Annotated in this window: 34 protein-coding genes and 1 pseudogene; 17 read left to right on the top strand and 18 right to left on the bottom strand. The window is 46.5% G+C overall.

Features of this window, described 5'->3' with window-relative positions; all coding sequences use genetic code 11:
- Positions 1 to 86: 86 nt before the first annotated feature.
- The 6 genes from RS881_RS33635 to RS881_RS61835 form a co-directional block, all read right to left on the bottom strand.
- A complete protein-coding gene (locus RS881_RS33635; protein ID WP_315814749.1) occupies positions 87 to 827 on the bottom strand; it encodes a DUF4397 domain-containing protein in 741 nt (246 codons plus the stop codon).
- A 381-nt stretch (positions 828 to 1208) separates the two neighbouring features.
- A complete protein-coding gene (locus tag RS881_RS33630) occupies positions 1209 to 1805 on the bottom strand; it encodes a DUF4199 domain-containing protein (RefSeq protein ID WP_315814748.1) in 597 nt (198 codons plus the stop codon).
- Between the two features lie 90 nt (positions 1806 to 1895).
- Positions 1896 to 2060: a response regulator transcription factor gene (locus tag RS881_RS33625; protein ID WP_315814747.1), complete on the bottom strand. Its 165-nt coding sequence runs from the start codon at positions 2058 to 2060 to the stop codon at positions 1896 to 1898.
- Positions 2051 to 2356 (bottom strand): hypothetical protein, encoded by a 306-nt coding sequence (locus RS881_RS33620; protein ID WP_315814746.1) that lies wholly within the window; start codon positions 2354 to 2356, stop codon positions 2051 to 2053. The genes RS881_RS33625 and RS881_RS33620 overlap by 10 nt, the downstream gene beginning before the upstream one ends.
- Positions 2357 to 2458: 102 nt before the next feature.
- Positions 2459 to 2803, bottom strand: a complete 345-nt coding sequence (locus RS881_RS33615; protein WP_315814745.1) for a hypothetical protein — start codon at positions 2801 to 2803, stop codon at positions 2459 to 2461.
- A 287-nt stretch (positions 2804 to 3090) separates the two neighbouring features.
- Complete coding sequence (locus RS881_RS61835; protein WP_425476300.1) at positions 3091 to 3354, bottom strand: hypothetical protein; 264 nt, start codon at positions 3352 to 3354, stop codon at positions 3091 to 3093.
- A gap of 92 nt (positions 3355 to 3446) precedes the next feature.
- Between RS881_RS61835 and RS881_RS33605 the strand changes: the two genes are divergently transcribed.
- On the top strand, positions 3447 to 3971 hold the full coding sequence (locus RS881_RS33605; protein ID WP_315824692.1) for a sugar phosphate isomerase/epimerase family protein: 525 nt from the start codon (positions 3447 to 3449) through the stop codon (positions 3969 to 3971).
- 107 nt (positions 3972 to 4078) lie between these two features.
- On the opposite strand, the gene RS881_RS33600 is transcribed toward RS881_RS33605, so the two are convergent.
- Together RS881_RS33600 and RS881_RS33595 are read right to left on the bottom strand one after the other, a co-directional pair.
- Complete coding sequence (locus tag RS881_RS33600; protein ID WP_315814743.1) at positions 4079 to 4225, bottom strand: hypothetical protein; 147 nt, start codon at positions 4223 to 4225, stop codon at positions 4079 to 4081.
- Positions 4222 to 5109: an aldo/keto reductase gene (locus RS881_RS33595; RefSeq protein WP_315814742.1), complete on the bottom strand. Its 888-nt coding sequence runs from the start codon at positions 5107 to 5109 to the stop codon at positions 4222 to 4224. The genes RS881_RS33600 and RS881_RS33595 overlap by 4 nt, the downstream gene beginning before the upstream one ends.
- A gap of 262 nt (positions 5110 to 5371) precedes the next feature.
- On the opposite strand from RS881_RS33595, the gene RS881_RS33590 reads away from it, so the two are divergent.
- The 7 genes from RS881_RS33590 to RS881_RS33560 all read left to right on the top strand — a co-directional run bounded on the left by RS881_RS33590 (position 5372) and on the right by RS881_RS33560 (position 8885).
- A complete protein-coding gene (locus tag RS881_RS33590) occupies positions 5372 to 5872 on the top strand; it encodes a peroxiredoxin (protein ID WP_315814741.1) in 501 nt (166 codons plus the stop codon).
- Positions 5844 to 6389, top strand: a complete 546-nt coding sequence (locus RS881_RS33585; RefSeq protein WP_315814740.1) for a DsbA family protein — start codon at positions 5844 to 5846, stop codon at positions 6387 to 6389. The genes RS881_RS33590 and RS881_RS33585 overlap by 29 nt, the downstream gene beginning before the upstream one ends.
- 29 nt (positions 6390 to 6418) lie before the next feature.
- Entirely contained in the window at positions 6419 to 6808 is a 390-nt protein-coding gene (locus RS881_RS33580; protein WP_315814739.1) for a DnaJ domain-containing protein, read from the top strand.
- A gap of 34 nt (positions 6809 to 6842) precedes the next feature.
- Entirely contained in the window at positions 6843 to 7328 is a 486-nt protein-coding gene (locus tag RS881_RS33575; protein WP_315814738.1) for a J domain-containing protein, read from the top strand.
- Positions 7329 to 7334: 6 nt separating this feature from the next.
- Positions 7335 to 7700 carry a hypothetical protein gene (locus tag RS881_RS33570; RefSeq protein WP_315814737.1) on the top strand — a complete coding sequence of 122 codons (366 nt, stop codon included), beginning with the start codon at positions 7335 to 7337 and terminating at the stop codon, positions 7698 to 7700.
- Between the two features lie 10 nt (positions 7701 to 7710).
- Complete coding sequence (gene trxA / locus RS881_RS33565) at positions 7711 to 8013, top strand: thioredoxin (protein WP_315814736.1); 303 nt, start codon at positions 7711 to 7713, stop codon at positions 8011 to 8013.
- 77 nt (positions 8014 to 8090) lie between these two features.
- A complete protein-coding gene (locus RS881_RS33560) occupies positions 8091 to 8885 on the top strand; it encodes an RMD1 family protein (RefSeq protein WP_315814735.1) in 795 nt (264 codons plus the stop codon).
- 151 nt (positions 8886 to 9036) lie between these two features.
- Here the strand turns inward: RS881_RS33560 and RS881_RS33555 are convergent, their stop codons facing one another.
- The 5 genes and pseudogenes from RS881_RS33555 to RS881_RS33535 form a co-directional block, all read right to left on the bottom strand.
- On the bottom strand, positions 9037 to 10317 hold the full coding sequence (locus tag RS881_RS33555) for an SGNH/GDSL hydrolase family protein (RefSeq protein WP_315814734.1): 1281 nt from the start codon (positions 10315 to 10317) through the stop codon (positions 9037 to 9039).
- 226 nt (positions 10318 to 10543) lie between these two features.
- Complete coding sequence (locus RS881_RS33550; protein WP_315814733.1) at positions 10544 to 11038, bottom strand: putative PEP-binding protein; 495 nt, start codon at positions 11036 to 11038, stop codon at positions 10544 to 10546.
- Positions 11029 to 11220, bottom strand: a complete 192-nt coding sequence (locus RS881_RS33545; RefSeq protein ID WP_315814732.1) for a putative PEP-binding protein — start codon at positions 11218 to 11220, stop codon at positions 11029 to 11031. Before RS881_RS33545 ends, RS881_RS33550 begins: the two co-directional genes overlap by 10 nt.
- Positions 11221 to 11243: 23 nt before the next feature.
- Positions 11244 to 12410, bottom strand: a complete 1167-nt coding sequence (locus RS881_RS33540; RefSeq protein WP_315814731.1) for a PEP/pyruvate-binding domain-containing protein — start codon at positions 12408 to 12410, stop codon at positions 11244 to 11246.
- Positions 12394 to 12886, bottom strand: a pseudogene (locus RS881_RS33535) (PEP/pyruvate-binding domain-containing protein). Before RS881_RS33535 ends, RS881_RS33540 begins: the two are co-directional and overlap by 17 nt.
- 404 nt (positions 12887 to 13290) lie before the next feature.
- Here RS881_RS33535 and RS881_RS33530 point away from each other — a divergent pair.
- From RS881_RS33530 to RS881_RS33500, 7 genes are all read left to right on the top strand, one after another.
- The gene (locus RS881_RS33530) at positions 13291 to 13716 is read left to right on the top strand and encodes an AraC family ligand binding domain-containing protein (protein WP_315814730.1); all 426 of its coding nucleotides are present in this window, start codon (positions 13291 to 13293) and stop codon (positions 13714 to 13716) included.
- Positions 13689 to 13988: a hypothetical protein gene (locus RS881_RS33525; protein WP_315814729.1), complete on the top strand. Its 300-nt coding sequence runs from the start codon at positions 13689 to 13691 to the stop codon at positions 13986 to 13988. Before RS881_RS33530 ends, RS881_RS33525 begins: the two co-directional genes overlap by 28 nt.
- The gene (locus RS881_RS33520; RefSeq protein ID WP_315814728.1) at positions 13988 to 14161 is read left to right on the top strand and encodes a helix-turn-helix domain-containing protein; all 174 of its coding nucleotides are present in this window, start codon (positions 13988 to 13990) and stop codon (positions 14159 to 14161) included. The genes RS881_RS33525 and RS881_RS33520 overlap by 1 nt, the downstream gene beginning before the upstream one ends.
- A 168-nt stretch (positions 14162 to 14329) precedes the next feature.
- Positions 14330 to 14506 (top strand): hypothetical protein, encoded by a 177-nt coding sequence (locus tag RS881_RS33515; RefSeq protein ID WP_315814727.1) that lies wholly within the window; start codon positions 14330 to 14332, stop codon positions 14504 to 14506.
- A 58-nt stretch (positions 14507 to 14564) separates the two neighbouring features.
- A complete protein-coding gene (locus RS881_RS33510) occupies positions 14565 to 14696 on the top strand; it encodes a hypothetical protein (RefSeq protein WP_315814726.1) in 132 nt (43 codons plus the stop codon).
- Positions 14697 to 15038: 342 nt separating this feature from the next.
- Entirely contained in the window at positions 15039 to 15746 is a 708-nt protein-coding gene (locus tag RS881_RS33505) for a TonB-dependent receptor (protein ID WP_315814725.1), read from the top strand.
- Positions 15743 to 17101 (top strand): hypothetical protein, encoded by a 1359-nt coding sequence (locus tag RS881_RS33500; RefSeq protein WP_315814724.1) that lies wholly within the window; start codon positions 15743 to 15745, stop codon positions 17099 to 17101. The genes RS881_RS33505 and RS881_RS33500 overlap by 4 nt, the downstream gene beginning before the upstream one ends.
- 290 nt (positions 17102 to 17391) lie before the next feature.
- Here RS881_RS33500 and RS881_RS33495 read toward each other — a convergent pair whose 3' ends face one another.
- From RS881_RS33495 to RS881_RS33485, 3 genes are all read right to left on the bottom strand, one after another.
- Positions 17392 to 18108, bottom strand: a complete 717-nt coding sequence (locus RS881_RS33495) for a porin family protein (RefSeq protein WP_315814723.1) — start codon at positions 18106 to 18108, stop codon at positions 17392 to 17394.
- 91 nt (positions 18109 to 18199) lie between these two features.
- Positions 18200 to 19234 carry a sensor histidine kinase gene (locus RS881_RS33490; protein WP_315814722.1) on the bottom strand — a complete coding sequence of 345 codons (1035 nt, stop codon included), beginning with the start codon at positions 19232 to 19234 and terminating at the stop codon, positions 18200 to 18202.
- Positions 19225 to 20052, bottom strand: a complete 828-nt coding sequence (locus RS881_RS33485; RefSeq protein WP_315814721.1) for a tetratricopeptide repeat protein — start codon at positions 20050 to 20052, stop codon at positions 19225 to 19227. Before RS881_RS33485 ends, RS881_RS33490 begins: the two co-directional genes overlap by 10 nt.
- Before the next feature lie 358 nt (positions 20053 to 20410).
- Here RS881_RS33485 and RS881_RS33480 point away from each other — a divergent pair, with 358 nt between their 5' ends.
- Positions 20411 to 20539, top strand: a complete 129-nt coding sequence (locus RS881_RS33480; protein ID WP_315814720.1) for a hypothetical protein — start codon at positions 20411 to 20413, stop codon at positions 20537 to 20539.
- Entirely contained in the window at positions 20536 to 21288 is a 753-nt protein-coding gene (locus RS881_RS33475) for an MBL fold metallo-hydrolase (protein WP_315814719.1), read from the top strand. The genes RS881_RS33480 and RS881_RS33475 overlap by 4 nt, the downstream gene beginning before the upstream one ends.
- Positions 21289 to 21385: 97 nt before the next feature.
- On the opposite strand, the gene RS881_RS33470 is transcribed toward RS881_RS33475, so the two are convergent.
- Together RS881_RS33470 and RS881_RS33465 are read right to left on the bottom strand one after the other, a co-directional pair.
- The gene (locus RS881_RS33470) at positions 21386 to 21610 is read right to left on the bottom strand and encodes an SDR family oxidoreductase (protein ID WP_315814718.1); all 225 of its coding nucleotides are present in this window, start codon (positions 21608 to 21610) and stop codon (positions 21386 to 21388) included.
- Positions 21538 to 22170: an SDR family NAD(P)-dependent oxidoreductase gene (locus tag RS881_RS33465; RefSeq protein ID WP_315814717.1), complete on the bottom strand. Its 633-nt coding sequence runs from the start codon at positions 22168 to 22170 to the stop codon at positions 21538 to 21540. Before RS881_RS33465 ends, RS881_RS33470 begins: the two co-directional genes overlap by 73 nt.
- Positions 22171 to 22178 lie beyond the last annotated feature (8 nt).

The raw sequence follows: 22178 nt of genomic DNA, 5'->3' as shown, positions 1-22178 counted from the left end.
TAATTGCCTGATAGGAGATGTGTATAAAATACAAAGCCCTCCGCATAAGGGGAGGGCCTGGATATATTGGATCTTATCATTTCTTTTTATTTGGCATCATCCGACAAAGTACCATTGGTAATAAACCTGATCTGTACTTGCTGGTTGTCGTTGGTGGCGCCGGGTATGCCTGCCAGTAATACAGTGTATGCTTTATTTTGCTCCAGCGTAATGTTGCGATTGACATTTACCCCGCTATTGTTTTTTACCACAATGGCCACCTCCCCCGGTGTAATGGCTTTGAATTCACTTACGGCGCCATAAGCTGCATTTTCGTTCACTATATTGCTGCCACCGGCTGCAATGGTAACCATAGGTGTGTTCACCGAAACGGTAATGGCATTGATGTACCGTACATAGGCTTTGCCATTGGATGCCGATAAACTATCAAAATTGTCTACCGAAATAATATTGCGGTAAGCGCTATTGGCGCCAATAACAAACAGGGAATAATATTTATTGTTTTCAAAACTGTAACTGCTGGAAGCAATCGGCGTGCTGTTGGGATAATTGAATGCTTCTACTGGTCTGTTGCCTACATAAATATGCTGGTATACACCTGTGTAATTCGTATACGCCAGGGGCGCCTGAGTAAGGTTATTACCCGAAAGTCTGACCATCAGCGTCGGCTGATCGGGCGCCAAATTGAAAGTCATCAAACCTGCGGCAGGAATGCCACTACCATCATTGTCTTTATCTTTTAAACAGGCGGTAAACAATACACCAGCTGATACTACGGCAATAACGGGCATTAAACTCCTGCGGAGATACAACAAAGCCTTGTTCATATCGTATATTTTTAAGTGAATAAAGAATCCTCCCTGGCAGTAGTAATGGTGCGGAGGAATTGGTTTAGTGCAATTATAAGTGGAGTAGGGGGACTGCAAAATTATTGAAAAAGGCGTACCGCAATTCCCAAAGGAATGATAAAGGATCGTTAAAGCATCGTTATAACGATACAGGCAGGTGTATTTCACCAGCCTGTATAGAGGTTAAAAACCTATTAATTTACTGCTGATTTAACTGGATCAGGTTGCCACAGGTATCATCAAAAGTTGCTACAGTAACTGGTCCCAGTTTCGTAGGCCTGGTATTGAAACGTTCACCCAATTTTTCCAGGCGTTCATATTCCTGCTGTATATTGTCTACCCCAAAAAAGTTGCCTGCATTTATACGTTTTGCACTTGCGGTTTTACCTTCCTTTTCAACAACAGGGCGCTGATAAGGGCTACAAGCAGTCCAATAGGCAGGATCTCGATATAGGAGATGAGAATAACAAATAGCGGGTTCTTATACATTTCCGTAAAGCTGGCCATTTGGGTGGCTTGTTTGGCTAGTTCGCCTGGAGTGGCGCCATTAGTTTTGGCCTTATTGAGGACGCAGCTGGCATATTTCTCCGCAAAGTCGGGAACGAATACATAATACTCAACCAGCCATACCAACACATACATTGTTGAGGCAATTAACGATATATAAAGGCCGATCCGGAATGCTTTGCCAAAAGATATAATGCCCTGATTATGTTTGTCCCTGAATTGCTTGATGCCTACAAATATGAAGGAAAAGGCTACCAGCATGGTGGCATACCCAATGATCTCATTGCCTTTGAAATCCTGGTTATTGTAGATCATGGCAACAGAAGAGAGCATCATGGCCGTAACAATGAGGCCGGCAATCAGTCCAAAAACGAGGATCGTTTTTTCATTTCGCTGAAGTTTTGTTGAAAGGTTACCCGGCAAATTTGGAGCATAAAACAATCCGCCCACTCATACTTTGGGATGATTTTGGGAAGAAGGGAACATTTGGTCCCTATGGGTGAATGGGCCTAAGGAATGAGACTCAATCGTTTAGCTTTTTCAATGGCCTGAGTCCTTCTTTTTCACGTCCAGTTTGAGGAAGAGATTGGAAGAATGCGTCTTGACAGTATTGAGCGAAACAAATAACCGGTCGGCTATCTCCTGGTTACTATGGCCATTGGCTATCAGTTGCAAAACCTCCAGTTCCCGTTTGCTTAGCCCCAACCTGTTGAGTTTTTTTCATTGAGGATAAAAGGGCTGGCAGGACCTTCGGGAACCTCTTTGTGTATATATACCTCTTTTTCAACTACTACCATTTTTATCTTGGGTTTGGTCAGTTTGATGGCCAGCCAGATACCCAGCGCAGTGAATACTAGGGCGATAGCACCTGCATATATTTCAAAGGAGTGGTCAATGATGATGAAACGTAATTCCAACCACCGTAATAAGAACAACAATACGGCCATGGAGATGCCATAGAGAATAACGTACTTATGTTTTATCAGTGATTTTAGGATCATGCTATGCCGATAAAGGGAACTTAGCAAAAATACAATTTTCGGTCAAGATCCGGCAATAGCCTGGAAATGGGTTACTGGCTGCAACGAAACCGGCATTCCTTATCAGGTAGTTTTTTGCTTTCTCCTGAAAAGCAAGAGGAAGATCTTAAACAAAGCCAACAATACAGGCATAAATGCCAGGATGGCCAGCCAGGAACATACCTGCGCCTCGACTGATACCAGTTCACTGCTTAGAGAAGCTGTATTGTTTTCCGATAATAGAAAAATGGCGATCATGGAAAACAAGAAAGTGGCTACCAGGCTAAGCGCCAGGGTGATCACAATATTCCGGCCTCCCTTTTCCTTGCCATTCAATTTTATTTTGTCTACAAAAAGCATCGAGAGGAAGAGCCCTCCCAGTGAAATACCCATCAGGGTTTTTACAATAACGAGTAACAGATCATGCATTTCCATGACTTAAACGTTTAAGTTGATCCAATAATGAGATGAAAGCATCCAATAGCCATAGCTATTGTCGCAAACAAACAATGACTTCTGTTTTGTGGAGGGGAGCTTTGTGCTACAACAAGCAGCAAATAGGATAAAAGAAACACGGTAGCTTACACAGGAAAGAGTGGAAATGTGGCAAAGAGGTGAAGGATCGAAGGTAATAAAAATATACATTAATACATTTTAATGCATTAATTAATAACAGGCATGCCGAAAAAAATTGATTTATGGCAAACGCCTTACTATTACATGTTGTATCTTCCATGCTCATTACAACCAATAGTATAAACCAGCCAAATGACATCAAGACGGAACTTCTTGCAGCAAACAGCTTTGGGCCTCGCAGGTACATTAACTTTACCACTTGCCAGCCATGCTGCTGCTCCTAAAAAGGACAGGCCATCATCACCGGTATAGCCGGATACACCTTTGCCAAATTCGATCTGGAAAAGGCCATTGCCATGATGAAGAAGGTGAACATCCAGTATATTTCTGTAAAGGATTTTCACCTGCCGCTTAACAGCAATGCCGAAAAATTCAATCAGTATTAAAGCAGTTTGCTGATGCAGACATTAAAGTATATGCAGTAGGTGTGATCTATATGAAAACCAAGGAGGCGGTAGATGAAGCATTTGCCTATGCCAAAAGAGTAGGCGTACCCCTGATCGTGGGAGTGCCCAATCCTGAATTGCTGGATTATACCGAATCAGTCGTTAAATCATCGGGCATCAGGTTGGCCATTCACAACCATGGCCCAGAAGATAAGTTATATCCCAGCCCTAAGAATGCGTATGATCTGATCAAAGACCGCGATGAAAAAATGGGACTGTGTATGGACATCGGTCATGCTATCCGGGCAGGCGCTGATCCCGCAGCCGTTGTAAAAGCATACAAGAACAGGATCTTTGACTTGCACATTAAAGATGTAACCCTGGCTGCTAAAGAAGGGAAGGCCATTGAAGTCGGCCGCGGTGTTATCGACTTCCCTGCATTGGTGAACGCACTCCGCAAAAGTAATTACCAGGGCATCTGTAGCATTGAATTTGAAAAAGACATGACCGATCCTTTGGCAGGCCTGGCCGAATCAGCCGGCTATTTCAAGGGAGTCGTAAAGTCTATCGGATAAATTATAGATCACTATGCACAGAAAAGCCGCTGCAGTAAACTGAGCGGCTTTTTTGTTGGGGAGTTGTTCCTTGTTGCTTTCTCAACCTTTCCTCCTATCAACCCTCCCTAATAAAACTTGGGCAAGGGATTCAGTTGCAGGTTTTGTCGCTGATGCCAGTAAGGATAAATAGGTTCCCGGTTACTGGCTTCATCTAATTTCTTGATCTGGTCCATAGTGAGGGCCCAACCCACTGCTCCCAGGTTTTGCTTCAACTGTTCTTCGTTGCGCGCTCAATAATGATATTGGCAACGGTAGGTCGCTGTAATATCCAGTTCAGCGCTACCTGTGCAACCGATTTACCCGTTTCGGCTGCTACTTCGTCCAATACATCCATGATCGTGTACAATAGTTCTTCATTCAATGCAGGTCCATGTCCACCACCTTGTTGCACACGGTTCTCGGCAGGTAGTGGCTGGTTGCGGCGATATTTACCACCCAGGCGGCCAGAGGCCAGCGGGCTCCATACAATGGTGCCAATTTTCTGATCTACACCCAGTGGCATCAGTTCCCATTCAAACTCCCGGTCCAGCAGCGAGTAATAAGCCTGGTGTGCAATGTATTTTGTCCACCCATACCTTTCAGACACTGATAAAGATTTCATCAGGTGCCAGCCCGAAAAATTGGAACAGGCGATATACCGTATTTTACCAGCTTGCACCAGCGTGTCCAGCGTACGCAGGGTTTCCTCTACAGGCGTGTTGCCATCAAAGCCATGCATATGGTAAATATCGATATAGTCTGTTTGCAACCGGCGCAAAGAATCTTCTACCGATTTGATGAGGTGAAGGCGCGAAGAGCCAAAATCATTCGGGGCATCCGACATAGGGAAAGTAGACTTGGTTGAAACAAGTACTTTATCCCGGATACCTTTCAGCGCATGGCCCAATATTTCTTCGGCCACTCCTCTTGAATACACGTTGGCCGTATCAAAAAAATTGACACCTGCTTCCATACAAAGCTTCACCATGCGGTTGGCTTCTTCTTGTTGCGTAGCGCCCCAGGCTTTGAAAAAATCACCTACACCGCCAAAGGTGGCTGTACCAAAACTTAATACAGGTACCTGCAGTCCTGAATTGCCCAATAGTCTGTGTTCCATATAAGGTATTTGATTATTTAGAGAAGATAACAAGACTGTTGGCAGATTGTTGGCTCCTGGTTGTCTAAATGTAACAGGCCAAATTACCTGGTTTCCCAGGCCCGACTGACAGAGGTGGGGGCATGAAGTTTGATGATTGCCTATTGAGTACGGCAATGGGGACCCTTCCGCCATTAAAAAATCTTATTGTAGCTTTATTGTCCCTATCCGGCCGTAAGGACCTGCCCCTTTGCGCTTCATTCATTTTTAAATACCATTTGTTATGCTAACGACGAATGATTTGGCACCGGATTTTGAATTACCATCAACGCCCAACCGGCGTATTGCCTTGCATGATCTTAGGGGTAAAAATGTGATCCTTGCTTTCTATCCGGCGGATTGGAGCCCGGTTTGCGGCGACCAGATGGCACTGTACAACGAAATGCTGTCTTTCTTTGAGAAATACAATGCCAGTTTGCTGGGGATTTCTGTGGACAGTAAATGGAGTCATGAGGCCTACATGGAGCAACGCAAACTCCATTTCCCCCTGCTGGCCGATTTTGAGCCCAAGGGTGCAGTAGCCCAAAAATATGGCGTTTATGATGCAGAGGAGGGACAATGTGAAAGGGCTTTGTTTGTGATAGATGACAAAGGGATCATCCGGTGGAGTTATCTATCTCCCATGCTGGACAATCCCGGCGCGGATGGAATTATTGAAGCCCTGGAAACCATTACCCAATCAACAAATACCAGTCATGGCGTCAAAACTCCAACCTCCGCTTAATCAGACCGATCATGTGTTGGGCGTTCACCATGCAGAGATCGAATTGATTGAATTTGGCGATTATCAATGTCCACATTGTGGCGCAGCCTGGCCGGTAGTCAAACAATTACAGAAGACCTATGTTAAAAATATGTTGTTCGCCTTCCGCCATTTCCCGTTATCCAATGCCCATGAATATGCTTTTGCAGCAGCAATGGCTGCAGAAGCCGCTGCCAGGCAGCAAAGGTTTTGGGAAATGCATGACCTTATTTTTGAGAACCAGGCATTGCTGAGTGAGCAGCTGTTTCCCGAATTGGCCCAGGCGCTTTCCTTGAATATGGCTGCTTTTGGGAGGGACCTGTCAGTTGAGGCCCTGCGCGAAAAAGTAGAGGCCGACTTTGAAAGTGGTATCCGTAGTGGCGTCAATGGCACCCCCACTTTTTATATGAATGGACTTAAATACACCGGTAGCTATGATTACGATACCATGGCGGTGGCAATAGAACAACACCTGACCGAAACCCGCTACCAACAGTAGCACATTAACTATTCAATTATTTTCCAGGCGTGGCAAAAGATTATTATTCAATTCTGGGCATTGGCAAGCAGGCGACTGACGATGAGATCAGGAAGGCTTTTCGTAAACTGGCCGTTAAATACCATCCTGATAAAAATCCGGGCAATAAGGAAGCGGAGGAAAAGTTCAAGGAGATCAATGAGGCCAATGAAGTGCTAAGTGATGCAGAGAAGCGGAAGAAGTACGATAAGTATGGTTCCAATTGGAACCAGTTTAATGGCGCTCAGCAGGGCCAACAGCAGTACCAGGGGCCCATCAGGGCGGCGGGTCCTATCATTTTGAAGGCGACCCCAACGAGTTCTTTGGACAAGGGGGTAATTTCTCTGATATTTTTGGCGAGTTCTTCAATCGGGAAGGGGACGTACAAAACGTGGCGGTAACAGGAAAGCCAAAGGACAAGATTATCAGTCCGAAATGGCCATTACCCTGGAAGAAGCTTTTCAGGGAACGGCTAGGGTGGTTACCCTGCATGAGCAGAAGATACGAATTACCCTTAAGCCCGGGGCTTACAATGGTCTTACCATCAAGTTGGCTGGAAAAGGAGCCCCGGGTAGCCATGGCGGACCAGCTGGTGATCTCTATATAACCATCCAGGTATTGCCCCATGAAGTATTTAAACGTGATGGCGACGATATCAGGCAAACGGTGATTGTAGATCTTTTCACAGCCGTTTTGGGGGGCGAAAAGGAAGTGAACACCCTTTCCGGGTTACTGAAGATCAAAATACCGGCCGGTACACAAAGCAGTAAATTGCTCCGCATCAGAGGCAAAGGAATGCCGGTTTACAATAAACCTGGTCAAACCGGTGATATGTTGGTGGAGATTCAGGTATTGATACCGGAAAACCTGACGGAGCAGCAGCAAGAACTTTTCAGGCAATTGCAATCAACTTTTAAATAATAGCCTATGCTTCCAGACCTAATCATTTATCCATCGTATGTTGATGCCTATTCTACTGTACTGGATGAGGTAAGGGAAATATTGATCAGCCGCCAGTTGATCCATTATGCAGGTGCATTGCAGGAGCGTGCATTGTTGGAAGATATTGAATTGGAAAAAGCAGTAGAAAAGGCGCTGATCGTTTGTGTAACCGCAGGCATCAGTCCGGCGGAGCATTTTAAAAGTATCTTCATTTATGCCGGCGAAGCATTGAAGAAAGATTGGCTGGTATCGGACCTGGGCCTGCAACTGATCCTTTTAAATGCCGATATTGCCAACCCGGTAGTGGCCAGACTACAGGTTGAACTCGCCTCTGGCAGGGTGTCATCTTAAAATAAAACCTATGCTAACTTTTAATGAACTTATACAGGGCGATCTACCTGTACTTGTTGACTTCTACGCCGATTGGTGCGGACCCTGTAAAACCTTGGACCCCATTGTACGCGAAGTAGCCCGTGAAATTAGCAATAAAGTAACGACCATAAAGGTCAATGTCGATAATAGCCCGCAGGTAGCGCAAGCCTACCATGTAACAGGCATACCCACGCTTATCCTTTTTCGCCATGGTAAAGTACTCTGGCGGCAAACGGGCCTCGTCAATAAGAGCACCTTGCTGGCTGCGATTGGTCCACACCTGATCGCATAGTTGAGCACCGTTTCCCGCCACTTCAGGCAGTTCCCGCTCCTGGATGCTTCAATAATCCGTATTTTAGCAGTGCGATCATGACGGATTTTATGAAAGTAACAACTATTGGATATCATTTAGGTGGAAGATTAGACCTCAAGCTCATCAAGAATAGCCTCGCCTTTCATTGTATCTATGCAGACCCCACCGAACTGATCTACGAAATCAGTCAATATTCCTGGTTCCAGGTATTTGATTATGGCAGCGTTGTATTCTTTGGTGTTGAAAAAATAGTACAGACAGATATCATTGGTTCCATCCGGAAAATTCTCTCCCTGGCAGTCAATGAACTGGAAAGTGAAGAGATCGAGCTGGAATTGATACCCGATTCCCCCACCAAGGTATTGTTTGATAAGATCATTGTTAACCATATCAATGTAGAGGTGGCCAAGATGGTGATGCTCAATATTGCCCAGTCGGTAGCACTGGATTATTATATTGAGCAAACCAATATTCTGTTAGAGCAAACCACTTACTTCAGCAATGAATTGGAAGAAAAAGGTAAGTTCTCCATCAAAGGAAAGGGCTTGCTCAAATACATTGGCAAGGCCCTCAACCTCAAAAATAAGATTGCCCGCAACCTCTACATCTTTGATAGTCCCGACATAACCTGGGACGATCAATACCTCAATGACCTGCATACACAGTTGAACATGGAGCTGGATATCCGCATCCGGTACCGAAGCTTGCAGGAAAGCCTGGACATTATCCAGGAAAACCTGGAGATCTATAAAGATATTAACCAGCATTCTCACAGTTCTACCCTTGAATGGATCATTATTATCCTCATTGCAGTGGAGATCGTGAATATTATTTTTGACAAGATATTCTAGCAATAGCCCATGCGACAAACGATCAGGCAATAATTACTACCCGGCATTTTCAGGAGCTATACCGATGACCGCTTTACTTCTTATTACCGGCCAGATTATTTCAAAATAGCTGTGCCCGACCTGGAAGAGGGTGATATCATTGAATATGAGTTTAAGAATTACAATAACCAGCAGTATGGTTATAATCCATTGTATGCTGGAGGCCAGGGGCTCGTAAAAGGGGATGTGATAGATCATTCACCAGGAAATATACAATGCGGCAGGCATTACCCGTACTCTTGCTATTTTTTACTTCCTGTATTTTCAATTGTAGCGTATGCTTGCCTTTCTTCAGATCGCTGCTGAATAGGATATACCAGGGCAGGTGCAGCGATTTGCTCCATTGTGTATAAAGGTCTATTTCCTGGAAAGGACCATTATCGATAGCATAAGCTACTATACCAGCATCTTTGCCCGATACGATGGCCATGCCAATGGCTGTGCCTTTAAAAGGCAGGATAAGCGTGGCGCCGGGTGTGGTAGCTACCAGTATCGGCCGGTGCACAAAGCCGGGCCGTGTGTGCAGGCTGTCCGTAGGTGTCCAGTCGGGGTTCAATGTCCAGTTGCCCTCATATTGGGCATTGGCAATATCATAGTACTGCCCGTTTTCCAAAGCCTGCTTGTTGAGTGCTTTGGGTAATGGATAGGGATGTACATTGAGCGCATGGACCATCGCCAGCTTGGTAGCACAATGTTGCAGCAGGGCACGGATGGAAGCAAAATACAATTGTTGCCCGAATGGAGAGGGGTGCAGGTCCTTGAAATCCTTTTCCCAGGAAAATTCTCCATGCGCCATGCGGTCATGCACCTCTTTGGCGAGGTTGATAAAGGGCAGGTTATAATGCCGGGCAACCAATGCATGATTGGCTACCTCTGCGGGAATGCGGTGATTGTTGTAGTCTGCTGTTTTATCAGGATCGGCAAATGCCATTAGTACAATATCCATCGACGGATTGCTCTTGCGGGCATGGCGCACAATACCTTCCAACGTGCGTACCTGGATAGCGCTGTCAGTACCATTTGTCCGGTCATTTACGGCCGCTTCCAGGAATAACAGGTCTATTTTTCCCGGGTCCAGTACATCCCTTTGTAAGCGGAATACATGGGGCAGGCTACCGAGGGAGGGGATACCCGCATTGATAAAACGGAATTGCGTGGTGGGGTAACTTTGCCGCAGAAAGGAATCTACTTTATTGCGCCAGCCTTGCATATTGGTGATGGAACCGCCGAGAAAAGCAACGGTAACCTGTTTTTGGGACAGGACTGCATAGAAGTTTCTCAATCCACTGCCTGTGGTCATATAATCGTCATAGGGTAGGGGTGCCGTCGATTGGGCGATAGCAGTCAATAAGATCGTGCAATGAATGAATAGCAGGGCAATATACCGGTACATGCAATTGAATTAAAGTACTGCAAACTATTCTATCACCGGCGTTTGACCAGTTTATTTTATGGCCATTGGCTAAACTATTTTAACATGGGTAAATAGTGAGCCCCGCCGTGTGGGGCGGGGCTACTTAGCGTAATACTGAAATACACAAACCGCACTTCTTACAAAATGGTGGGCCATTAAGGCGTTGGTGCTTTGGCAACGCCACAGGGCACTCACCTTAAACCGCTTAGGCGATCAATATTTTTAATTGCTGTTCAATATGGTGAATGGCTTTGACTGTCTTATAGTAGGAGTCAGGTGTGACCGAAATAGAATCGATGCCCATCTCTACCAAAAACTGGGCAAAGTCGGGAAAATCAGAAGGCCCTTGCCCGCAAATACCCACTTGTATATTGGCTTCCCGTGCCGCCCTGATCAACATCGTGATCATGGATTTCACGGCTTCATTGCGCTCGTCATAGATATGCGCTACCAGCGAGGAATCGCGGTCGAGGCCCAATACCAGTTGCGTAAGGTCGTTGGAGCCAATGGAGAACCCATCAATATGGCGGGCAAATTGCCGGGCCATGATGATATTGGAAGGTAATTCGGCCATCAGTACTACCTGCAAACCATCTACACCGCGTTCCAATCCCCCTTCTTGCATAGCATCATACACCTGTAATAACTCTTTTACCGTGCGGCAGAAAGGTATCATGACCACAATATTTTTCAGCCCCATTTTTCACGGGCCTGTTTAATGGCCCGGCATTCCAACAGGAAGGCTTCTTTGTATTGGGGCGAATAATACCGGGAGGCGCCGCGCCAGCCGATCATGGGGTTTTCTTCGTTAGGTTCAAAATGATTACCACCCAACAGGTTGAAATACTCATTGCTCTTGAAGTCGGAAAAGCGCACCAACACCTTATGGGGATAAAAAGCGGCTGCTATCTTGGCAACACCCTGTGATAATTTTTGTACAAAGAAATCTTCTTCATCCTTATACCCCGGGTAATTTCCTTGATGCTGGCGCTAAGCTTTTCATCCTGCAACTTCCGGTGGTGTAAGAGGGCCAGCGGGTGCACCTTGATATAGTTGTTGATGATAAATTCTTCGCGGGCCAGGCCGATGCCTTTACAAGGCAGGCTGGCAAAGCGGAATGCCATATCTGGCGAAGCCACATTGAGTAATACCGGCGTATCTATTTCGGGAAATGCACTTAGATCAAACGAAGTAGTTGTAAAAGTGATGGTGCCATCATAAACCAGTCCTGTCTCACCTTCGGCACAAGAGGCCGTGATCAGCTGGCCATCTCGTAATAATTGTGTGGCATTGTTGCAGCCTACAATAGCGGGTACACCCATTTCGCGGGCCACAATGGCTGCATGACAGGTACGCCCTCCTTTATTGGTAATAATGGCGGCTGCCATTTTCATGATGGGCTCCCAATCCGGATCGGTCATGTCTGTTACCAGCACGTCTCCTTTTTCAAATGATAGTTTATGGATATCATGTACCTGGTGGGCATCCAGTAGGCGTACCTTGCCACTGGCTATTTTATCACCAACGGCAATGCCTTTGGCCAGTATTTTAGTAGCCCTGTTGGCATCCTGGATCGTATATTCGGTGATGGTACCAGCCTCCCTCCGTGAATGGATGGTTTCGGGCCGGGCCTGTACAATAAACAATTCCTTCGTGATGCCATCAATGGCCCATTCCACATCCATGGGGCACCAGCGTTGGTGAATGCCGGAATAATATTTTTCAATGTCCATTACCCACTTGCTCAATTGCAATACAGTAGCATCATCCATACAAAAATGATGTTTCTCGTAAGGACTGGTGCCCACAATAGCTACCCGCTCGCCGGGTTCATCACCATACACCATCTTTTTATCTTTTACGCCCAGTTTCTTTTCGATGATGGAAGCATAGCCTTCTTGTAAAGTAGGTTTGAATACGATGAACTCATCGGGCGATAAGGCACCCTGCACTACCAGTTCGCCCAGTCCATAAGCTCCATTGATCACAATGGCGTCTTTGAAGCCGCTTTCCGTATCCAATGAAAAAGCCACCCCGAGGCGCCCAGGTCGGCCCTTACCATTTTTGCACACATACCGAAAGCCCGATCTTTAAATGGTCATACCCAAAGCCCTGGCGGTAGCTGATAGTGCGGTCGGTAAAGAGCGAAGCGAAACAGCGTTTTACAGCGTCCAGCAGTTGGTCCATCCCTTTTACGTTGAGGTAGGTATCCTGCTGTCCGGCAAAGGAAGCATCGGGCAGGTCTTCGGTGGTAGCTGAAGAACGGACGGCTACATCAGCCCAGGGTTGTTTGTACCGGATAGATAATTGCTCGTAAGCATCACTGATCAGGTCGATCATTTCCGGGGAAGGGGCTGCGGGTGATCAGTTGCCGCACAGCAGCGCCGACCTGTTGCAGGGAAGCGATATCACCGGGCCTGATGGAACCAATGATCTCCTGTATCCGGTGTTCCAACTTATTGAAGCTTATGAAACGCGCATACCCTGTTACCGTAATAATAAAACCTTCTGGTATCCTTACGCCCAGGGGACTGAGGTGTTGCAGCATTTCTCCCAGCGAAGCATTTTTGCCGCCTACCAGGTTGATGTCCCCGATACCCGCCTGCTGAAGTTCCATGATAATAGGGCTTGACATGTGTTGTTGTTATTCAGGTTATAGTAAGAGCAAAGGATTTCCCACTCATTATTTTTAATGAGAAATTATAATTCCACCAAGGATGAAATGGATTGTTATTAGTACAATGAAAGCTGCCTGCAAAAAAGCGTTTCCTGCTGCTGCAGGATTACCTGACTTGTTGTGTACAACCAATTGTAATATTGGATTGCGTAACAAAAGTAGGGGCAATAAATAAAACAACTTACCACGGGGTTACCCAATATTTGTACTATCTTAACATCTGAATATCTGTTGCAGCTTATTTTATACCATGAAAGTATTAAAATCGTTTTAGCATGAAACCCCATTTAATGAAGATCCACCTGGAGGCGGAACATTCCTTTAGTGTGCGACATGATATCGCGTCTCATTTTTACAACCATTGGCATTATCATCCCGAGTTGGAATTGGTGCATATTATTAAGGGTTCCGGACGGCAGTTTATTGGCGATCATATTCATCACTTCAAAGCCAATGACATGATCCTGCTGGGGGCCGATCTGCCGCACTGGTTTCGCAGTGATGAAAAGTTTCTGCGCAAGCATTCCACTTTACAGGCAGAGGCCATCATCGTGCATTTTACTCCTGCCTGCCTGGGGGCTGATTTTTTCAGACTGCCTGAGAATAAGGATCTGCTGAAGTTGTTTGACAAAGCACAACAAGGGGTACGTATCAAAACCAAACGCGCGCAACGGTGGCTGGCTATATGCAGCAACTGGTAACAGCCCGTAAAACTGAGCGTATCATCCTGCTGATGCAGATATTGTATACGATTGCCGGTTCGCGCCAAACCAAAACAGTATGCAGCAAAGGGCTCGACTTTCATTACAATGATATGGAAGCCGACCGCATGAACAATATCTACCAGTACATTATGAAGAATTTCTCGCGCGAGATCACCCTGGATCAGATTGCCAATGTGGCCCATATCAGTCCCAATTCATTTTGCCGTTATTTTAAGTCGCGCATTAAAAGACCTTTTCCCAATTCCTGATGGAGGTACGCATTGGCCATGCTTGTAAGCTATTGGCCGAAACAGAAAAAAGCATTGCCGACGTATGTTATGAAAGCGGCTTCAATAACTTCTCCAACTTCAACAGGCATTTTAAATCCATTACCAACAAAACACCGATGGCCCATAGGAAGCATTACCAGGAGGGGAAGTGAGAAGAGAATACAGAATACAGTATTCAAGATGCGGCGAGCGGCTCGTAGCTCACAGCTCATAGCTCATAGCTAATACCCGATTTAGTGTGTGCAAAAATTATTTTTTTAGTTCAGGCCAGGGAAGTGTTGTATGCGAATATGGCCTTACTTTTGCACAAATTTTCGTACTTGAAGCAATGGGCTGCAATATTATTACTGGTGATCGTAATGGCGCAAACCTTCAGCAAATGCTGGCTGGTGGTGGGTTTTGCCATTAACCAGCGTACGATTGCCGCGACCTTGTGCGAGAACCGCGCCAAGCCCAATTCCACCTGCCAGGGTAAATGTTACCTGCGTAAAAAATGAAAGCCCAGGAAAAACAGGAAAGCGCTCCCTGAATGGCGGCAAAGAGAAATTTGAAGTATTGTTGTTCAATGAACTATCCGATGAGATGGTCTTTGAACCTTTTACGATGACCGATACACCCATCTCCATTTATACGGCGACTACTATTCAACAGGAGTCCGCCGCCATCTTCCACCCTCCACGAGGCTGATCTGTTTCTACTCATTTAATGACTTTGAATGTACTGTGACGTCTTGCTTAACCGGTGAGCAATGACCCTAAGTATATGCATTCATGCTTGTTGGTTCCAGGTACTATGGCAACAAGGCAACGAGCCATCGATGCACAGAGGCAACAAAATCAAGTTGTATTCTGCTCGCAGCTCCTGGCTCGAAGCTCGCAGCTGTATTGCGTATTGTCCTGCCTGCAACCAGCTTCCCGGTTCATGCTTTGAATTGGCCACTTCATGCGGCCTCCAATTGATGTGGCCCGTTGTTCCATGCACTTTTGCGGCGGCAAAGGTGATTCCAACTTCAGCCAAAACCGGATTATTATGAAATCAGTGCTTAAATACCTTATCACACTTTGTGGTATATTATGCATACAATATGTTGTTGCCCAATCTGTCCCTTGCAAAGGGAAAGTGATTGATGGTGTAACCAAAGAACCGGTTGCCCATGCTTCTGTACAATGTTTGGGTAATAGCCAGGGCACGTTTACCAATCCTAATGGGGAATTTGAATTGCCCTTGCCCAACCAGCGGCAGGAGTTGGTGATCTCTTTTATAGGCTACCAGTCCAGCAAGGTATGGGTAGCTCAGCAACAGCCTGGGCTGGTAATAGCCCTGCAATCCAACAACAGTACCATGCAAGAAGTGGTGATCTCGGCCAACCGGGATGTAGCCCGGCGTTCACAGGCGCCGGTAGCCATAAATACACTTACTGCCAAAATCATACAGGATACCAGGCCCATTACGGTAGACCAGGTGCTCAATAAAGTAAGTGGTGTGTATATGGTCAACCTGGGCAATGAACAGCATTCTATGAGCATCCGTCAACCCATGACCACCAAGAGCTTGTTTCTGTACCTGGAAGATGGCATCCCCATCCGTACTGCCGGCTTGTTCAACCACAATGCCTTGCTGGAAATGAACATGGCCGCAGTACGGAATATTGAGGTGATCAAAGGCCCTTCTTCCTCCCTGTATGGCAGTGAGGCCATTGGCGGGGTAGTGAATTTTATTACTAAAAATAACCCATGAACCTCCGAAAATATATCCGCCGGAATATGTACCGGTGGCACCGCATAGCCAGCCTCATCATTGCCCTGCCGGTACTGCTATGGGCCATCAGTGGTTTTATGCATCCGCTGATGACCAATATCCGTCCACAGGTAGCTACACAGCGATTATCAAAACCTTTGATCGATACAGCCAAACTGCAAATATCTCTATCCGAAGCCTTTCTCAAAAACCATATTGATACTTTCAGCAGTTACCGGTTGGTGGCCATGAATGGCAATTGGTTTTACCAGGTAAAACTGCCGGACCATCCCGTCCTGAAATATTATAGTGCCGGGAAGGGGAAACCCCTGCCGCAGGGCGATGAATTGTATGCCCGTTACCTGGCCAAACAATTCCTGGAAGGAGATGAACAAGTGGAGCCGGATAATGCGGCCCACAAAATGCTCGCCTCCCTGGATGCTGGTCCTTTGCCTGGTAGCACCACCACCGCGGTAACTGCGCTGGAGGGCGATCATGATTGTTGCACCAATACCATGGCATCCATCATGAATATCAGTAAGGGCGCCAAAGTAAGTAAGGTGGATCTTATAGAACAATTTGATGGCGAATACAAATACGTGAACCGTTACCTGCCGGCATATAAAGTAAGTTTTGACCGCGCCGATGGAGTACGCATCTATGTGGAAACAGCACAGGACCGTTTTGCTTTTGCAGTAGATGATAAACGCGCGGCATTTGATTCTTTCTTCTCCCTGTTTCATACCCTAAGTTGGTTGGATTTTATGGGCAAGGGAAAACATGTGGTGGAGATATTGATCATGCTGCTGGCCATTTTTACTACCATCATGGGTTTGTACATGTTCTTTACTACCAAAACAAAAAAGGCGGCTCCTGCTGCCGGGCGCGACCTGATGAAAAGTATGCGTGTGCCACCGCCTAATACCTTGTATGTTCGCATGACCGACTATACACTCCTGCCTTCGGGTGAAGAAAAATATGCCCGTTACTTGGCTGCCCGTTTTAGCAGGCATACCGAGGATAAGATTGTAAGTACGGCGGTCATTACCAAATTTGAAGGTGAATACGGATTTGTCAATAAGCGTTTGCCGGTATGGAAGGTGGGGTATGCTGAAAACAGCCACGAGCGATATTATGTAGAGACCAGCACGGGCAAACTGGCCGCGCTGGTAAATGACAATGACCTGGCGGAGGGATATAGTTTTGCATTGTTCCATAAACACCACTTTATGGATTGGGGCGGCAAAATAGTACGCGATATCAGTACCATGTTCTGGGCCCTGATACAGGTATTGATGGTGCTGGTAGGCGGGTGGTTTTGGATGAAAAAGCGAAAGGCCAGTCGTGTAGATTGACTAGATTTGTGGCGGAGCTAGTTGGGTTATCAGATAACTGCTACCTGATCCACACAGGGTGGTAGCTGTTCAGCGGCGGAATGGTAGGGAAGTGGTAGTGGGATGGCGGGAACATTGCCTTACCATGGCAACGGGATAGCCTAAGTATCCTATAGGTATTGCACCCCCACAAGGCAATGGTCAGGCAATGGTTAGGCAATCCTTAGGCATTACCCAGGCCATGTTGCTACCACTGCACTACTCTCAGGGCAGCCTTTCTGGCGGCCAGAGGGGGCTGTATTTAAAGCTCATTAGGGGCGGCTTTTCGGGCTGCTATTCCGAAGGTGTGTCTTGTGCGGGTAATTGCATATCGGGGCTAGATGGGCTTGTAATGAGGTCTTGGGGCATAGTGCTCCAGTACTATTACAGCAAATAAAACAGCCCCGCCTGAATACGCGGTTGGCGCCATCCCTGGTGCTGCCGGTGGGATTGCCGCTGACATCGGTGGTGATACCCTTGACCAATCCACGGAAACCATAATTGTAACGTGCTTCCACGCCTAAGTTGGTCGTGATTTTGTAGCTGCCTCCCAAGTCGAGTCCCCAATCGAAATGCTGGTAAAGGTTGGTGACATCGGCTTTATTGTCGCCATATTTGGAAGTGGCTTTAACAAGGTAACCAAATTCGGGCCCGATGAGGGCTTGCATTTTAGATCCGATGGGAAAGCCCACCAGCAGGGGTACTGCAATATAATTCAGCCGGCTGGTAGCATTGCCGTTGGCGCCTACAACGGGCGAGCGGTATCCTTTCACGGAATACTGTACTTCGGGACGAAGAAATAATACAGGGGTTACAGGTATGTGCACCAACAGCCCGGCATTAAAACCTATACTGGCTGTATTGGGCGACCATTCCCGGTACTTAACAGTATTGATGTTGAGGCCTGCTTTGAATCCTGCCTGTACCTGGGCCTGTACACAAAAACTACCAAGGATACCTGCTACTACCGGGATACCATATTTTGTCATGATATAATGCGTTTTGATCTCCTCCCCAATATACCCTGCTTTTTTGGGGATTCCCCGTATGCCGGACATTAAAATACGAAGAGGGGCCGGGCTATCGCTGTAGGCCTCCTGTGTCAAATTCGAGGTAAGCGCTTACGCCGTTACCGATGCTGGTATTCAGCTCTAATTTTCCATTAATGGCCTGCACACGGGAAGTAAGACTGTGTAAGCCTAAGCCATCGCGGTGCAGGTTGTCTTTATTAAAACCAATCCCATTGTCCTCTATGGTTATAAACAGCGTACTATTGGGCAGGCTCATTTGTACAATTGCTTGGGTGGCTTTGGAATGTTTTACGATATTATTCAACAGCTCCTGTACAATACGGTATACCGATAGTTCAAAGCCGTCTCTGTACCGGCCAGGCGTTCCCCAGAAATTGTATTGAATATCCAGTTTGCCGGCCAGGCTGATATTGACACAATAACGGCGAATGGCCTCATCAAGACCGTGGTGCAACAGTAGTTCGGGCATGAGGTTGTGCGATATCTTTCTCAATTCACCGGCGGCTTCATTGAGCAAGTAAATGCCTTGTTTGTAATTGATTTCCTTTTGCGTTGATTCATGGATGGGAGCAGAGGCAACGAAATTCATTTTGATAGCTGCCAGCATACCGGCCACGCCATCATGCAGGTCCTTGGCAATGCGGCTGCGCTCTTTTTCTTCACCCTGCATGAGCGCTTGCAATAATTGTATCTTTTTTTCCTGCTGTAGTTTGGTAAGTTGCTGTTGGTGCAGTTTTCTTTTATTGCGTGCATGCAGGTATAGTAAGGTGGCCGCCATCAGTACTACTATAAGACAGGCGATGGAGATCACCACCTGTTGCCGGGTCTTATGTAAAGTCAATTCCTGCGTGGCTAGGGCTTTTTCCTTTTGGGCCGTTTGGTATTGTATTTCCAGTTTCTGAATGGTCTCCTGGTTTTGCCGGCTCCTGGTGGAATCTTTATACTTACCTGATTGTGCTAAGTAATCGTATGCTCGTCGGTAGGTGCCGGCAGTATATTGGGCCTGCGCCAGCTTTTCAAACAAGCTGACGCCTAATAAAAAATTGTTGTCCAGCCTGGCAAATTCCTTTGCCGCTATTTCCAAGGTGCGGGTCTCTGCAGCATAGTCTTTTTATTGTGATAGGCATCGGATAGGTCCATCAGGGCTACGAGGTATATTTGCAGGTCACTATGGCGGGAGTAAGCTATTGCTTGTTGGGCTGCATACATACCCGAATCGGGCATGGCCAGGGCGGTATAGTTGGTCGATAACAGGTGCCAGGCCTTGCCCATCGGAATGGGGCGGTTATCGTGGATGCCTGCAGCGATGCCTTGCCGGGCATAGCTTATCGATTGATCATATTCTTTATTGTTATATAAAACATTGCCCATACCAACCAACGACAACGTAAGCTGTACGCTATCCTTATTTTCACGGGCCGTAGCAATGGCCTTTTGTGCATATTCCTTTGCCTTGGGGATATTGCCATGATGGGCATTCATTTGGGCCACATTTTGTAGTAAATGACAATATGCGGCCATGGTGCCCTGCCTGTCATTTTCCGTTTCCCCAGCGGTAGACCGGTTCTCGGCTTTATTAATGCCCAGCATATAGTAAAACATGGTGCTATCAGCCATACCCAATTGGCCATAATTGACACCCAGGTTATTATAGCAAGTCAGAAATTCCTTCAAGGGCGCTTTGCTCTTTTCATAGTATTCCAGCGCGGCTAATAAATAATGAATGGATTGGCGGTACCGCCCCAGTTGCCCATGTACATAGCTCATTCGGCGGTATCCCAGGGCTATGCCCGGGTTGTAACCCAGTTGTTGGCTGATCCGGACAGTAGTATCAAATAAGCGGTAAGCCTTGTCGTTGTCCTTGTGGATCCACTGTTGGGCATATGCCTGTAAGCGGTTCACTTTTGCAGTATCATTTTTCCTTTCAGTAAACTGTCGAGGTTGTCTCGTTGTGCCAGGAGATAACTCCTGCAACAAAAGAGGGATAATATCAGTAGTATGGCAGTTCTATTGGCCAATTAAGGAGCTTTATATGCTACAAAATACAGCCTGTATAGGGTTAAAGAAGTTCTAATGGGGGATGAATTGAGTAAAAGTGAGGATGAATTGTATAAACCCGGCGCCGGATCAAATATCGCCCAGCCAACCTTGCTCAGGATGATCCGCTTTTTTGTATACACCTTTGCTGAATAGCAGTTGGATAGTGGAACCTGTTTTTGTAGATGGAAAATTGGCAGTATTGATTTAATATTGGCGCCGTATGCAATTTACAATTACAGGTTATTCCACGGCCTTATTCTCGACCTGGTATTTTATTGAAGAACTGGGACTTTTATTCGATGCCGGCGATGGCGTTAGTGCCGGTCTTTTGCAAAAAGCCGGAAAGTGAATCATGTGTTTATCTCTCATGCCGACAGGGATCACCTGATGGGGCTATTTCAATTCAATCAGCTTAATGCCCGGGAAGGATTGCCTGTGGTCTATTACCCGAAGGACTCAGGTTCATTTCCTTCAATTGAGCAATTTACCAAACGGTTCGATCCCCATGTAGCCGGTACTGTTTGGAGGCCGATAGCAGAAGGGGAGGCCCTTGTAGTTAAAGATGGTATTGAAGTAGAGGCCATTCGCAATGGGCATGTAGTAGTGGCACCAGGTATTACCAAGAGCTTAAGTTATAAAGTGGTGCAGGTAAAACAAAAACTACGGCCCGAACTGCTGGGGCTTTCCGGCGAAGAGATCAGAAGGATAATCCTGGAAAAAGGAAAGGAGCAAACCACGCTTGAATTACGCAATACCTTATTAGGCTATTCGGCCGATACACCAGTTGAAAACCTGGAACGATGGAATCATTGTAAAATATTGATCCACGAAGCGACCTTCCTGGGAGGAGCTGATGACAATAAGATAATGCCTCATTCCAACAAACACAGTAATTTGGAAGAAGTAATGGAAATGGTAAGCGGATTGCAGATAGAGACTTTGATCTTAGGACATTTCTCGTCCCGTTACGATCCGGAGCAGATCGATCGTAAGATCCGTGCTCTGTGTGACCGCTATGCCATCAATATTCCGGTACACCGGGTATTGCCGGGAGAAGTGGTGTGGGATGTGTTAAGACAGAAACCTTTAAATGGGTAATGAGGAAAAACTAAACCCTCATACGGCTTAAAAGATTCGCCCACCTTTCAAAGGGATCTTTGAAGGGCGGGCAAATATATTACGACGCAAAAAGTGATTACTTACTAATAGCTCTGTCGAGATGCACATAGCCACCATCTACATGGATCAGTTGACCGGTTGTGTGGCTGGATGCTGATGACAACAGAAAAGCGGTGGTATTACCCAATTCTTCGGAAGTAGTCATGCGGTTTTCCAGAGGTATCTTCGCTACAATGGAAGCCAGTTTGGTTTCGGCATCCGGCAGGCTATTGATCCACCGTTCGTACAGGGGGTCCAACATTCGGCTACTACGATGGCATTAACCCGGATGCCATAAGGCAGCAGCTCTACCGCCCACTCGCGGGTAAGGGCATTGCGGCCACCATTGGACGCCGCATAGGCCGAAGTGCCGCCTTGTCCTGTATCGGCAGTTTTGGAACTGATATTTACAATCGGTCCCTTCGACTTTTTCAATTCGGGCAAAGCATAATGGGCTACCAGGTAATAGTGTACCAGGTTCTTGTGCAGCGAGGCAATGAAGGCATCATAACTGCCATTCTCCAAACCTACACCGTCATTCACACCGGCATTATTGACCAGTCCGTCAATACGTCCATATTGTTGGATCACTTCTTTAACGGCTTGTTCGCAGGCTTCCGGTTTTGTCAACTCCGCTACAACCTGACTGGCCTTCCAGCCGGCGGCTTTTATCTCTTCCACCGTCTTCAGGTTATCGGCTTCATTGCGTCCCAGGATCACCGGGATAGCGCCTTCGGCAGCCAGTACTTTGGAAATACCTTCTCCAATGCCTTTGGCCCCGCCTGTTACTATAATGACCTTGTCTTTTAATTGAAGATCCATCTGGCAAT

This window comes from Paraflavitalea speifideaquila, assembly GCF_032395985.1.
Lineage (GTDB): Bacteria > Bacteroidota > Bacteroidia > Chitinophagales > Chitinophagaceae > Paraflavitalea > Paraflavitalea speifideaquila.
Note: the sequence above shows the minus strand (reverse complement) of the source record. Positions and strands in the feature narration are given on the sequence as shown.